The sequence below is a fragment of the Micrococcus luteus NCTC 2665 genome (genome assembly GCF_000023205.1).
Classification (GTDB): domain Bacteria; phylum Actinomycetota; class Actinomycetes; order Actinomycetales; family Micrococcaceae; genus Micrococcus; species Micrococcus luteus.
This window is the reverse complement of record NC_012803.1, coordinates 1,613,108-1,626,432: the sequence shown is the minus strand read 5'-3', so window position 1 is coordinate 1,626,432 and position 13,325 is coordinate 1,613,108. Positions and strand designations below refer to the sequence as shown.

The following is a 13,325-nucleotide window of genomic DNA, read 5'->3' as shown; positions in this document are numbered from 1 at the left end:
CGCCGCACGGTGACAGTGCGCCCCGGGAGGACTATGTTTCCCTCCCGTGGCATCCACCTCGTCGCCGCGGGTCTGCCCGCGTCGGCCCCGTATCCGTCCGACCCAGCTCGTGGTCGGGTCCTTCCTCGTCGTCATCGTGACGGGCACCGGCGCACTGCTGCTGCCCGCCTCGTATCAGGGCCGCGCGCCCACCCCGCTGGAGGCCGCGTTCACGGCGACCAGCGCCACCACGGTGACGGGACTCGGCGTCGTGGACACCCAGACGTTCTGGACACCCCTGGGCCAGGTCGTGATCCTCGCGCTCATCAAGCTCGGTGGCCTGGGCGTCATGACGTTCACGTCGCTGCTGGGGCTGGTGATCCTCCGGCGGCTCGGCCTCACCCAGCGCCTCGACGCCGCGGCCTCCACCCGGGCCGAGGGGATCGGGGACCTGCCCCGGGTGCTGCGGGCCCTGATCCTGTACTCCACGGCCGTCGAGGCCTCGGTGGCGCTGCTGCTGAGCCTGCGCTTCTGGCTGGGCGCGGGGATGTCCCCGGGCCAGGCACTGTGGCAGGGGGTCTTCCACGCGGTCTCCGCATTCAACAACGCCGGGTTCGCGCTGTTCAGCGACAACCTCATGGGCTTCGTCTCGGACCCGTTCATCTGCCTGCCGATCGCGGCGGCGATCATCTTGGGCGGCCTGGGCCTGCCGGTCGTGCTGACCCTGCGGCGGGACCTGCGTCGACCCGAGCGGTGGAACCTCACGGTCCGGCTCGTGCTCGTGGGCACCGCGGTGCTGCTGGTGGGCGGCACGCTCATGTACCTCGTCCTCGAGTGGTCCAACCCGCGGACCCTGGGCGGTCTGGACCCGGCCTCGCGCGTGCTCGCGGCGTTCTTCCAGTCCGTCACGACCCGCACCGCCGGCTTCAACACCCTGGACTACGGGCAGATGCACCCCGTGACGCTCTTCGGCACCGACGTGCTCATGTTCATCGGCGGCGGCCCCGCCGGCACCGCCTCGGGCGTGAAGATCACGACGGCGAGCGTCCTGTTGTTCATCGTGCTCGCGGAGATCCGGGGGGAGGGCGCCGTCCATGCGTTCGGCCGCCGGCTCTCCCGGACCACGCACCGCGAGGCGATCACCGTGATCATGCTCTCCGCGACCGCGATCGCCGTCGCCACGATGGCGCTCATGGGCCTGTCCTCGTTCACGACCGACCAGATCCTGTTCGAGTGCGTGTCCGCGTTCGGCACGGTGGGCCTGTCCACCGGCATCACCGCCCAGCTGCCGCCGGCCGCGCAGGGCATCCTGATGCTCCTCATGTTCGTCGGCCGCATCGGCCCCGCCACCGTCGCCGGCAGCCTGGCCCTGACCGACCGCACCCGCCACTTCGAGTACCCGAAGGAGAGGCCCCTCATTGGCTGATCTCACCCGTTCCCTGTTCGCCCCCCGCCGGGGCGACCGCCCCACCGTGGCCGTCCTCGGGCTCGGCCGGTTCGGCTCCGGGGTCGCCCTCGAGCTCATGGAGTCCGACTGCCACGTGCTGGGGGTCGACGCCGATGCCGAGGCCGTCCAGGCGCTCAACGGCCGGCTGACCCACGTCGTCCGCGCGGACAGCACGGACGAGGAGGCGATGCGCCAGCTCTCGGTCCACGAGATGGACCACGTCGTCGTCGCCATCGGCGGCGACCTCGCCGACTCGATCCTCACCGTCTCGCTGATGCGGCGGTTCGGGACGCACCAGCTCTGGGCCAAGGCCAATGACGACCGCCACGGCGAGATCCTGCGTCAGCTCGGCGTGGAGCACGTGGTCCACCCGGAGCGGGACATGGGCCGCCGCGTGGCGCACCTGGTCAGCACGTCCTTCCAGGACTTCGTCGAGGTCGAGCCGGGCCTGGCCATGGTCCGGGCCACGCCGCCGTCGCGCCTGCTGGGCAGGGACCTGCGAGCCACCGGGCTCGCGGGGGAGCGGGGCATGCGCGTGGTCGCGGTCCGCAGCCGCGGCACGTGGCTCTACCCGCCGAGTCACTACGTGCTCGAGCCCGAGGACACGATCCTCCTGGTGGGCCCGACCCGCGACGTCGAGCGGTTCCTCGCCCGGGACTGATCCGGGCACATCCGGCGCGGCTCCTAGGGCGTGTTGCTAAAGGGTTCGGGGACGTGGATGCGCGAGTCTGGGGTCATGTCGCGTGATGTCATCTCGGACGAGGTCTGGGCCGTGATCGGCCCACTGTTCCCCGAAGCCAAGACCACCGGGCGTCCGCCCGTGGATCGGCGCGCGGTGGTCGAGGCCACCGCGTGGCGCTTCCGCACCGGGGCGCCGTGGCGGGATCTGCCCGAGCGGTTCGGGAACTGGAACACGATCTACAAGAACTTCAACCGGTGGGCCGCCCAGGGCGTGTGGGAGCGGGTGCTGGAGAAGACCCAGTCCATGGCACAGCAGGCTGGCGAGCTGGACTGGGTGGCCTCGATCGATTCCACGATCGTGCGCGTCCACCAGCACGGGGCGACCCTGCCCCGCCCCACAGGGGGCCTGGATGAACTACAAGAAATCCGGGGACGAGCCGGCTGATCATGCCATCGGACGCTCCCGCGGCGGTCTGACGACGAAGTCTCATCTGGTCTGTGATGGCAAGGGCAGGGTGCTGGCGTTCGTGGTGACCGGCGGCCAGGTCGCGGACACCTCGATGCTGGCCACCACGATGGAGCAGATCAGCGTTGCCGGGGCCCGTGGGCGGCCCCGGATACGGCCTGACCGCCTGATTGCGGACAAGGGCTACCCCTCGAAGGCGAACCGGGCTTGGCTGCGCCGGCATGGCATCGCGGCCACGATCCCCGAGCGGGCCGATCAGATCGCGCACCGGCGCCGCCGCCCAGGAAGACCGATCGACTTCGGTGAAGACCAGCGCCAGCGCTACCGGGGACGCAATGTCGTGGAGCGGTGCTTCAACCGGCTCAAACAGTGGCGAGGGATCGCGATGCGTTCGGACAAGTACGCCCGGAACTATCACGCCGGGCTCAGCCTCGCAGCGACACTGCACTGGCTGACTACCCTACTTTAGCAACACGCCCTAGACTGGCCGGGTGACCACCCCGGACCGCGTGCACCTGGACCACGCCGCCACCACGACGGTGCGCCCCACCGCGCTCGCGGCCCTGGCCGAGGCGGCCGCGCTGCCGGGCAACCCGGCCTCCCTCCACGCCTCCGGCCGCCGGGCCAAGCTGCGCCTCGAGGAGGCGCGGGAGCGCATCGCCGCGGCGCTCGGGGCACACCCCTCCGAGGTGATCCTCACGTCCGGGGGCACCGAGGCGGACAACCTCGCCGTCCAGGGGCTGTACCGAGCCCGCCGCGCCGTGGCGCCGGAGCGCACCCGGATCGTGCTGACCGGCATCGAGCACCACGCGGTCCTCGACGTGGTGGACTGGCTCGCCGCGCACGAGGGCGCCGAGCCGGTGCTCGTCCCGGTCGACGACGACGGGTGGGTCGACCTCGCCGCATGGGGGGCCGCGCTGGCGGCCGCGCCCGAGCGGACCGCCCTGGCCACGCTGATGTGGGCCAACAACGAGATCGGCACGGTCCAGCCCGTGGCCGAGGCCGCCCGGCTCGCGGCCGAGCACGGGGTCCCGTTGCACACCGACGCCGTCCAGGCTCTCGGGGCGGTGCCCGTGGACTTCGCCGCGTCCGGGGCCGCGACCCTGGCCGTCTCGGGGCACAAGGTCGGCGCCCCCGTGGGTGTCGGTGCTCTGCTCGTGCGCCGGGACGTCACGCTGGAGGCCGTGGTGCACGGCGGCGGCCAGGAACGCCGCCTGCGCTCGGGCACGGTGTCGGTGGCCCTGGCCGCCGCGCTGGCGGCCGCCGTGGCGGAGGCCGTCGCGGAGCAGCCCGCCGAGGCCGCCCGCCTGGGCGGGCTGCGGGACGAGGTGATCGCCGCCGTCGACGCCCTGGACGGGGTGCGCCTGACCGGGCCGCGGGACCTCGACCCGGCGACGGGGGAGCCGCTGCCGCCGGGGACGCGCCGACTGCCCGGCAACGTCCACATCACCGTGCCGGGCCGGACGGCGGACGCGCTGCTGTTCTCCTTCGACATGGCCGGGCTGGACACCTCGTCCGGGTCGGCGTGCACCGCCGGGGTGGCGCAGCCGTCGCACGTGGTCGCGGCCCTGCCGGGGCGGACGGAGGCCGACGCACGGGCCACCCAGCGGTTCACCCTCGGCCGGACGACGACGCCGGCCGAGACGGCCGCGCTCATGGACGCGCTGCGGACGCTGCTGGGGCCGGGCGTCTAGACTGGAGCGCCCGTCCGTCGTCGAGAGAGGAGTCCGCCCGTGAAGGTCCTGGCCGCCATGTCCGGGGGAGTCGACTCCGCCGTCGCCGCGGCGCGTGCCGTGGACGCCGGGCACGACGTCGTCGGCGTCCACCTGGCCCTGTCCCGCATGCCCGGCACCCTGCGCACCGGCTCGCGTGGCTGCTGCACCATCGAGGACGCCTCGGACGCGTGGCGCGCGTGCGAGCGGCTCGGCATCCCCTTCTACACGTGGGACTTCTCCGAGCGGTTCGCGGAGGACGTCGTGGACGACTTCGTGGCCGAGTACGAGGCCGGCCGCACGCCCAACCCGTGCATGCGCTGCAACGAGCGCATCAAGTTCGCGGCGCTGCTCGAGCGCGCCCTCGAGCTGGGCTTCGACGCCGTCTGCACCGGCCACTACGCCGCCGTGCGGCCCGGTCCGGACGGCTCGCTGGAGCTGCACCGCGCTGCGGACGATGCGAAGGACCAGTCCTACGTGCTCGGCGTGCTCACCGCGGATCAGCTCGCCCACTGCCTCTTCCCGCTCGCGGACACGCCGTCCAAGGAGCTCGTGCGCGCCGAGGCGGCCGAGCGCGGCCTGTCCGTGGCGGCGAAGCCGGACTCCCACGACATCTGCTTCATCCCCGACGGCGACACCCGCGGCTGGCTCGCCGAGCGCATCGACCTCGCCCCCGGCCCCATCGTCGACCCGGAGGGGCAGGAGCTCGGCACCCACGCGGGCGCCCAGGCGTTCACGGTCGGCCAGCGCAAGGGCCTGGCCATCGGCCGTCCCGCGCCCGACGGCAAGCCCCGGTTCGTGCTCGAGGTGCGGCCGAAGGAGAACAAGGTGGTCGTCGGCGGCCGCGAGCTGCTCGACGTCGACCGCATCACCGGCATCCGCCCGTCGTGGGCCGGCGCCCCGGTGCCCGAAGCCCGCACGGGCGCCTGGTTCGACTGCGCGCTGCAGTTCCGGGCCCACGGCGAGATCGTCGAGGCCCGCGCCCGTCAGCGCGCCGACGCGGCGGGGCATCCGGGGTGGGAGATCGAGCCGGCGCGCCCCCTGCGCGGGGTGGCCCCCGGTCAGACGGCCGTCCTGTACCGGGGCACCCGCGTGCTCGGCCAGGCCACCATCGACACCGCCCGCAATGCCCGGCTGTCGGCCCCCGCGGATGCGTAGGCTTCGGCCATGAGCCCGGACTACGACCCCCACGCCAGCTCGCTGCCCGGCACCGCGGACCCGGCGGTCCTCGACGAGCTCTTCGCGATCCGCGGCAGCATCGACAACATCGACGCCTCGCTCGTCTACCTGCTGGCCGAGCGGTTCAAGTTCACGCAGCGGGTCGGCGCGCTGAAGGCCCGGCACGACCTGCCGCCCTCGGACCCCGGGCGTGAGGCCGCCCAGATCGCGCGGCTGCACCGGCTCGCGCTCGAGGCGGACCTCGAGCCCGCGTTCGCCGAGAAGTTCCTGAACTTCATCATCGCCGAGGTCATCCGCCACCACCGCGCGCTGGCGGCCGAGGGCCGGCCGGACGCCGAGGCGGAGCCGGGGGAGTGCCCCGGGGACGCGGATGACTGAGGCCGCCCACGACGACGGCGCCAGCGGCACCGTCGCCCTCGGCGGCACGCCGTGGCGCGGCACCGACGTCGCCGAGGCGCAGCGCGTCACGCTCGGCGAGCTCGGCGCGGACCACTGGCCGGTGCTTCCCGAGCTGCCCGATCGCGGACCCGGCGCCGACGCCACCGGCCGCTCGGCCGCCCTCCTGCAGGAGCTGGCCGTCGACCTGCAGCCGCACGGCTGGCGGGTCAGCCCGCCCGGGGCCGCCGGCTCCGGCCGCGACCGACGCCGCGCCGTCTCCCTCTGGCGCGAGGACGCGCACCGCTGGGCGGACACCGCGGGGGCCGAGGGCGCCGTCGTCGAACGTCTGGCCGTGCGGGTGCGCGGCCCGCTCAGCCTGCTCGCCGGCCTCTGGCTGCCCGGGGGAGAGCGCGTCCTCGGCGACCACGGCGCGCGCCGCGACGTCGCCGAGTCCTATCTCGAGGGGCTGCAGGACGCCCTGCCCCGCCTCCGGAGGGCCACCGGCGCGGCCCGTCTCGGCGTCGTCGTCGACGAGCCGTGGGCGGCGGCCGTCCTCGCCGGGACCCTGCCCACCGCGAGCGGGTACCGCACCGTCCGGTCGCTGCCGCGCGAGGAGGCCCGCGGGCTGTGGCGCGCCGCCCTCGACGGGCTCACCGTCCTGCCCGACGTCGCCCGGGTGTGGCTCGCGCCGGGCCGCCGGGCCACCTCCCCGGGGGCCGAGCTGCCCGGGCCCGCCGCGCTGGCGACGCTGACGGGAGAGTCCCTGCCCAGGCCCGACGCAGCCGCGGACGCGCCCGCCCCGGCCCCGGTCTCCCTCGTGGTGGGCGTGGGCGCCCTCGACGACGGCGCGGACGGCACGCCCGGCACCCGCGAGGCGTGGGAGGCGGCGGCCGGCTGGGCCGACATCGGGCGCGGGCTGACGCTGGCCCCCGAGCCGGGCGTGCGTCCGGTCGACGTCGTCCGCACGTGGGAACGGCTGGGGGTGGACCCCGGACGCGTGGGTGACGTCGGCCTCACAGCGGCGGGGTCGCACGACCCCGCCGTGCTCCGCACTCTGCGGCGGGACGCGGAGGAGCTGACCGCACGGCTCGCCGAGCTGCGCGGCTGAGCCGGCGCCCCGACGGACCGGGGCGACCTCCGGCGTCGTCCGCCGGGGACGGGCCCGCCCGGCGGGTATCATCGGGCTGATCCTGAAAATTTCCTGTGCCCGGGGCCGGTCCCGCCCGCGGCGCCGGGGGGAGCGCTGACGAGGAGGTCAGGATGGGCAAGGCCAAGATCCTGGTGGTGGACGACGACGAGGCGCTGGCCGAGATGATCGGCATCGTCCTGCGCAACGACGGCTTCGAGCCGACGTTCGCCGCAGACGGCACCTCCGCACTGCCCGCGTTCCACCGCGAGCGCCCTGATCTGGTGCTTCTGGACCTCATGCTCCCCGGCATCGACGGCATCGAGGTCTGCAGGCTCATCCGAGCCGAGTCGGACGTGCCGATCGTGATGCTCACGGCCAAGTCGGACACGGCGGACGTGGTGCGCGGCCTCGAGTCGGGTGCGGACGACTACGTGCCCAAGCCGTTCAAGCCGGCCGAGCTCGTGGCCCGCGTCCGGGCGCGCCTGCGTGAGGGGGAGGCCAAGCCGGCGGAGGTCCTGCACATCGGGGACCTCGAGATCGACGTGGCGGGCCACCAGGTCACCCGCGGCGGCGTCGGCATCGCCCTCACCCCGCTGGAGTTCGACCTCCTCGTGGCCCTCGCCCGGCGGCCGCGCCACGTCTTCACCCGCGAGATGTTGCTGGAGGAGGTCTGGGGCTACCGGCACCAGGCCGACACCCGGCTCGTGAACGTCCACGTCCAGCGCCTGCGCTCCAAGGTCGAGCCGGATCTCGAGAACCCGTGCGTCGTGCTGACCGTCCGCGGCGTCGGGTACAAGGCCGGCCAGGGCTGAGCGCATGACCGTGTCCGGCCCGGGTGTGAGCGCGGCCCCGGCGGCCGAGGCCGGTGCCGAGCCGGTCGAGCCCGCCGCCGGCCGCCCACGGTCGTGGGTCCCCGGCCCCGCGTGGCGTGCGCTGCGCCGCCGGTGGCGTCGGTCCCTGCGGCTGCGCACGGCGGTGCTCGCGGCCCTGCTCTCGATCCTCGCGGGCCTCGTGGTCGCCGCGTTCCTGACGCAGCAGATCACCCAGGCCCTCTTCGAGGCCCGCTACGAGCAGGTGCAGTCCGAGGCACGCCGTGGCCTGAGTCAGGTGCGCGAGACGTTCGCGCAGACCACCGCCACGGACGCGCAGAGCACGGACGTGCTGGTGACCCAGACCCTGCGTGCCCTCGAGGGGGACTCGGGTACCACGATCCGCCGCCGCTACCACCTCGCCCCGCTGCCGGACTCCGAGTCCGCGTACGTGGGAACGATCTCCTCCGCCGGGCTCGATCCCGCGGTGATCCCCCAGGAGCTGCAGGACGCGGTCGCCTCCGGGCCGGGCGTGTACGACGCGAGCGTGGCGCTGCCGAACCCCGGCGGCGGCACCCGGCCCGGCCTCGTGTTCGGCGCCCAGGTGGTGCTGCCCCCGGGTGCCACCTACGGGCTCTACCTCGTCTACGACCTCGCGGACGTCCAGAGCTCGCTCGACTCGGTGCTCGGGGTGCTGCTGGTGTTCGGCGTCGGCTTCCTGGTGATCAACGTGCTGGTCTCGTGGTGGGTCTCGCGGCGTGTGACCCGGCCCGTGCAGCAGGCGGCCCGGGCGGCCGAGTCCCTCTCGAGCGGCAACCTGGCCGTGCGGATGCCGGTCGACGGCGAGGACGAGATGGCCCGCCTGAGCATGTCCTTCAACCGGATGGCGGACAGCATCCAGGACCAGATCGGCCAGCTCGCCCAGCTGTCCCAGATGCAGCAGCGGTTCGTCTCGGACGTCTCCCATGAGCTGCGCACGCCGCTGACGACCGTGCGGATGGCGGCCGACGTGCTGTACGGCTCGCGCGAGGACTTCGACCCGGTCAACCGACGCTCGACCGAGCTGCTCTACCACCAGGTGGACCGCTTCCAGGCCATGCTCACGGACCTGCTGGAGATCACCCGGTTCGACGCCGGCGCCGCCACCCTCGCCCTCGAGGCCACGGACATGCTCGAGCTGGCCCGCGACGTCGTGCTCACCTCTCAGCCGTTGGCCGATCAGATCGGCGTGCCCGTGTACGTGGTGCCCATGGACCGGGACCGCGCCGACGGCCACGTCGCCCACGTCGACCCGCGGCGCATCGAACGGATCCTGCGCAACCTGGTGAACAACGCGATCGAGCACGCCGAGGGCCGGCCGGTGGACGTGCTCGTGGCGGCCGACGAGGAGGCCGTCACGTTCGCCGTCGTGGATCACGGCATCGGCATGAGCCCCGAGCAGGTGCAGCGCGTGTTCGACCGGTTCTGGCGTGCCGACCCTGCACGCAAGCGCACCACCGGCGGGTCCGGACTGGGTCTGGCGATCGCCACCGAGGACACCCGGCTGCACGGCGGCCGGCTCGAGGCGTGGGGCGAGCTGGGGGAGGGGTCCACCTTCATGGTGACCCTGCCGCGGGCGCCGCGCCCGGCCGCGCAGGGCGCGGAGGCCCCGGAGCCGATCGGCCGCTCCGTGCTGCCCATTCCGCCCCGCTACAGCACGGCTGACCGCCGGTACGCCGATGACCTGTCCCGGCCCGTCCCGCAGGAGGCGGACGCCGACGCCGTCGGCACGGTCGCGGACGTCGCCACGGCGGCCCCGCCGTGTCCGCGCGCCAGGCCGAGCAGGCCCTGACCGCACCGACCCGGCCGGTGCGCGTGGTCCCTGCGGAGGATCCCGCCCACGGGCCGGCCACCGGGGACCCGACCGGCGACGACCCGGCCGAGGAGGCCCGATGACCACCGTGGATCCGCAGCCGCCCCGCCCGCCGCGGCTCGCCGTCGTCGGCGTGATCGTCGCCCTGGTGCTCGCCCTCAGCGGCTGCACCCAGATCCCCCAGAGCTCCGAGGTGCGCAGCGCGGACCCGGTCGACGGGGCCACCGCAGACGCCGATGCGCCGCAGTTCCATCCGCCGGGACCGGCCGAGTCGGACACGGCGGAGGAGGCCATCCGGGGCTTCCTGCTCGCGGGCACGAGCCCGCAGGACGACTACGCGGTGGCGCGCGAGTTCCTCGACGGGCCCGCGGCCACCCAGTGGACGCCCGGGCAGCGCACCCTCGTGTACTCGGCGGAGCCGCGCATCACCCGGGGCGACGGCGCCGGGGACTAGGGCGTGTTGCTAAAGTAGGGTAGTCAGCCAGTGCAGTGTCGCTGCGAGGCTGAGCCCGGCGTGATAGTTCCGGGCGTACTTGTCCGAACGCATCGCGATCCCTCGCCACTGTTTGAGCCGGTTGAAGCACCGCTCCACGACATTGCGTCCCCGGTAGCGCTGGCGCTGGTCTTCACCGAAGTCGATCGGTCTTCCTGGGCGGCGGCGCCGGTGCGCGATCTGATCGGCCCGCTCGGGGATCGTGGCCGCGATGCCATGCCGGCGCAGCCAAGCCCGGTTCGCCTTCGAGGGGTAGCCCTTGTCCGCAATCAGGCGGTCAGGCCGTATCCGGGGCCGCCCACGGGCCCCGGCAACGCTGATCTGCTCCAGCGTGGTGGCCAGCATCGAGGTGTCCGCGACCTGCCCGCCGGTCACCACGAACGCCAGCACCCGGCCCTTGCCATCACAGACCAGATGATTCTTCGTCGTCAGACCGCCGCGGGAGCGTCCGATGGCATGATCAGCCGGCTCGTCCCCGGATTTCTTGTAGTTCATCCAGGCCCCCTGTGGGGCGGGGCAGGGTCGCCCCGTGCTGGTGGACGCGCACGATCGTGGAATCGATCGAGGCCACCCAGTCCAGCTCGCCAGCCTGCTGTGCCATGGACTGGGTCTTCTCCAGCACCCGCTCCCACACGCCCTGGGCGGCCCACCGGTTGAAGTTCTTGTAGATCGTGTTCCAGTTCCCGAACCGCTCGGGCAGATCCCGCCACGGCGCCCCGGTGCGGAAGCGCCACGCGGTGGCCTCGACCACCGCGCGCCGATCCACGGGCGGACGCCCGGTGGTCTTGGCTTCGGGGAACAGTGGGCCGATCACGGCCCAGACCTCGTCCGAGATGACATCACGCGACATGACCCCAGACTCGCGCATCCACGTCCCCGAACCCTTTAGCAACACGCCCTACCAGATCCAGGTCGAGGTCGACTCGGAGATCGACGAGTACGGCCTGCGGACCATCGCGCCGCCGGGGACCACGCGGGCCTGGGCCGTCACGGTGCGGGAACGGCCGCAGGGCATGCGGATCACGTCCACGGAGAACGGCACGCTGCTCTCCCAGGCGCAGTTCGGACAGCTGTTCGCCCCGCACGAGCTCGCCTTCTACGACACCGCGAAGCGCTACGTCGTGCCGGACGTGCGGTGGTTCGTCAATCGGGGCACCACCGTGACCGCGGTGACGCGAGCGCTGCTGCGCGGGCCGGCACCGTATCTGGCCGGGGCGGTGGAGACGGCCTTCCCGCTGCGCACCGGCACCGACCTGGCCGCGCCCACGGTGCCCGTCGACGACGACGGCGTGGCCCACGTCGACCTCACCCAGGCGGCCGCCGAGGGGGCCGACGCCGAGCGGCGGCACCGCATGCGGGAGCAGCTGAAGCTGACCCTGAGGGGCCTCCAGTCGGTCAAGGAGGTCGAGGTGACCGTCGCCGGTGCCCAGCTGTCCACGTCGGGAGACGACGGCCCCGCCCCGCTCCAGACCGACCCCGCCGTCGGCTCGGTCCAGGTGGGCATCGACACGGCGACGGGCGGACTCGTGTACGTGCAGGGGGCCAGCGTCACGCCGGTGGGCGGCGCCCCGGACGTCACCGCGCTCGATCCGGTCCGCCCGACGATGTCCGGCGACCGCAGCCGATTCGCGTTCGTCACCCGTGACCGGACGGCGGTCCACGTCGCCGGCACGGACGGCTCCCTGCGGGAGGCGCTGCGCGGCACCGGGCTCACCGTCCCGTCGCTGGACCTCCTGGGCTGGGTGTGGGCGGCCGACCGGGGGACGACCTCGCGGATCCGCGCCGTCTCGGCCCGGCCCGGCGGGCAGGAGCGCATCGTGACAACCACCTGGCTGCGGCCCGGCGAGCGGATCGTCGACCTGCGGCTGTCCCGGAGCGGGGCCCGGGCCGCGATGCTCGTCGACGACGGCCAGCGGACCACCCTGCGCGTGTCCGGCGTCGTGCGCGGCTCGGACGGGGTGCCGAACGCCCTGACCGAGCCCATCCTGCTGCCCTCCTCCGGCTCGGAGGACTCGGTGGAGTGGGCCGGAGGCACGAACCTGCTCGTCTCGGCGTACGCCGAGAAGCCGGACGAGCGCGTGGTGCCGCGGATCGTCTCGATCGACGGCACCGTCCGGGAGCTCAACCCACTGGGCGGTCTGCGGGGGATCTCCGCCGGTGACGACGGCGCCTACTACGCGGAGACGGAGGAGCTCGTGTTCCTGCTGGTGGGCTCCTCGTGGCGGGCGCAGGAGCTCGACCGCGGGGTGCGCGACCTCTCGTTCCCGGACTGAGCCGAGCCCGCGCCCGCCGCCCCGTCGTCCACTCCTGCACAGCCGCCCCGGCCCGCACAGCGGCCCGCCCCGGCGCCCGGACGGCGGCGGCGTGCGGTGGACTCGTTGCATGCGTTCCCCGCCGTCCTCCCCGTCCCCGCCGTCGGTGTTCGGCACCCTCGGTCGGGCCCTGGCCGACCTGGTCCTGCCCGCCGAGTGCGCGGTGTGCGCCGCGCCGGGCCACCGGCTCTGCCCGGCCTGCGCGGAGGGACTGACCGCCGTCCTGTCCCGGCCCTTCCGGGCGGAGCAGGACGCCCCGGCCTTACCCTTGGGCCCCGGCGGCGCTCCGCTGCCGGTGATGGCGGCCGGGCGCTACGCAGACCCGCTGGCGGCCGCCGTGCTCGCGTTCAAGGACCATCACGCGCTGCACCTGCGCGGCGTGCTGGGCGAGGCCCTCTGCCGGGCCGTCGCCGCGGCGCGTCTCGAGCCGGACCTGCCCGGGGCGCGGCACGCCCTGCTCGTCCCGGTCCCGGGCGGCGCGGTCGGATTCCGACGGCGCGGCTACGACCCGCTCGCCGAGCTCACCCGGGCGCTGCCGGCGCCGTGGCTGGTCTCCGACGCCGTCCGTGCTCGCCTGCTGCCCCGCGCCAGCACGCTCCGGGGCGGCGGCCCGTCCCACGCGGGCGCCGGGGCGGGCCAGCGCCGCCGGCGGGCCCGGGACTGGCGCGTCGTCGCCGGGCGGCTGCCGGCCGGCGCGCCCGTCCTGCTCGTGGACGACGTCCTCACCACCGGCGCCACCCTCGCCGCGCTCGCGGAGGCGGTGCGCCGCGCCGGCGGGCACCCCGTCGGGGCCGTCGTGCTCGCGGCCGTGGCCCCGCCGCGGGACCCCGCCGAGCCTGGCCCCCGGCCAGGCCCCCGGGTAGGGTGAACGGCACGGAATCGCCCCTA

Annotated in this window: 12 protein-coding genes and 2 pseudogenes; 13 read left to right on the top strand and 1 reads right to left on the bottom strand. The window is 74.3% G+C overall.

Annotated features, from left to right (window positions below):
* The first annotated feature begins 46 nt into the window (after nt 1-46).
* From MLUT_RS18925 to MLUT_RS18875, 11 genes and pseudogenes are all read left to right on the top strand, one after another.
* A complete protein-coding gene (locus MLUT_RS18925; RefSeq protein ID WP_046154733.1) occupies nt 47-1,405 on the top strand; it encodes a TrkH family potassium uptake protein in 1,359 nt (452 codons plus the stop codon).
* Nucleotides 1,398-2,087: a potassium channel family protein gene (locus tag MLUT_RS18920; protein ID WP_012750984.1), complete on the top strand. Its 690-nt coding sequence runs from the start codon at nt 1,398-1,400 to the stop codon at nt 2,085-2,087. Before MLUT_RS18925 ends, MLUT_RS18920 begins: the two co-directional genes overlap by 8 nt.
* Before the next feature lie 57 nt (nt 2,088-2,144).
* Nucleotides 2,145-3,042 (top strand): annotated as a pseudogene (locus MLUT_RS23655) (IS5 family transposase).
* 22 nt (nt 3,043-3,064) lie between these two features.
* Nucleotides 3,065-4,267 (top strand): cysteine desulfurase family protein, encoded by a 1,203-nt coding sequence (locus MLUT_RS18905; RefSeq protein ID WP_012750983.1) that lies wholly within the window; start codon nt 3,065-3,067, stop codon nt 4,265-4,267.
* 39 nt (nt 4,268-4,306) lie between these two features.
* A complete protein-coding gene (gene mnmA / locus MLUT_RS18900) occupies nt 4,307-5,443 on the top strand; it encodes a tRNA 2-thiouridine(34) synthase MnmA (protein ID WP_012750982.1) in 1,137 nt (378 codons plus the stop codon).
* A gap of 9 nt (nt 5,444-5,452) precedes the next feature.
* Complete coding sequence (locus MLUT_RS18895; protein WP_012750981.1) at nt 5,453-5,842, top strand: chorismate mutase; 390 nt, start codon at nt 5,453-5,455, stop codon at nt 5,840-5,842.
* A complete protein-coding gene (locus MLUT_RS18890; protein WP_012750980.1) occupies nt 5,835-6,950 on the top strand; it encodes a hypothetical protein in 1,116 nt (371 codons plus the stop codon). Before MLUT_RS18895 ends, MLUT_RS18890 begins: the two co-directional genes overlap by 8 nt.
* Nucleotides 6,951-7,102: 152 nt before the next feature.
* A complete protein-coding gene (gene mtrA, locus MLUT_RS18885) occupies nt 7,103-7,783 on the top strand; it encodes an MtrAB system response regulator MtrA (RefSeq protein ID WP_012750979.1) in 681 nt (226 codons plus the stop codon).
* Nucleotides 7,784-7,787: 4 nt separating this feature from the next.
* Nucleotides 7,788-9,611: an MtrAB system histidine kinase MtrB gene (gene mtrB / locus MLUT_RS18880; protein ID WP_012750978.1), complete on the top strand. Its 1,824-nt coding sequence runs from the start codon at nt 7,788-7,790 to the stop codon at nt 9,609-9,611.
* Entirely contained in the window at nt 9,581-9,715 is a 135-nt protein-coding gene (locus MLUT_RS24095) for a hypothetical protein (RefSeq protein ID WP_256868284.1), read from the top strand. The genes mtrB and MLUT_RS24095 overlap by 31 nt, the downstream gene beginning before the upstream one ends.
* Entirely contained in the window at nt 9,712-10,086 is a 375-nt protein-coding gene (locus MLUT_RS18875) for an LpqB family beta-propeller domain-containing protein (RefSeq protein ID WP_041779787.1), read from the top strand. Before MLUT_RS24095 ends, MLUT_RS18875 begins: the two co-directional genes overlap by 4 nt.
* 9 nt (nt 10,087-10,095) lie before the next feature.
* Here MLUT_RS18875 and MLUT_RS23650 read toward each other — a convergent pair.
* Nucleotides 10,096-10,993: pseudogene (locus MLUT_RS23650) on the bottom strand (IS5 family transposase).
* On the opposite strand from MLUT_RS23650, the gene MLUT_RS18860 reads away from it, so the two are divergent.
* Nucleotides 10,974-12,398, top strand: coding sequence for an LpqB family beta-propeller domain-containing protein (locus MLUT_RS18860; protein WP_041779786.1), 1,425 nt, complete (start codon nt 10,974-10,976; stop codon nt 12,396-12,398). The pseudogene MLUT_RS23650 and the gene MLUT_RS18860 sit on opposite strands and share 20 nt — an antisense overlap.
* A 109-nt stretch (nt 12,399-12,507) precedes the next feature.
* Nucleotides 12,508-13,305, top strand: a complete 798-nt coding sequence (locus tag MLUT_RS18855) for a ComF family protein (RefSeq protein WP_012750977.1) — start codon at nt 12,508-12,510, stop codon at nt 13,303-13,305.
* Nucleotides 13,306-13,325 lie beyond the last annotated feature (20 nt).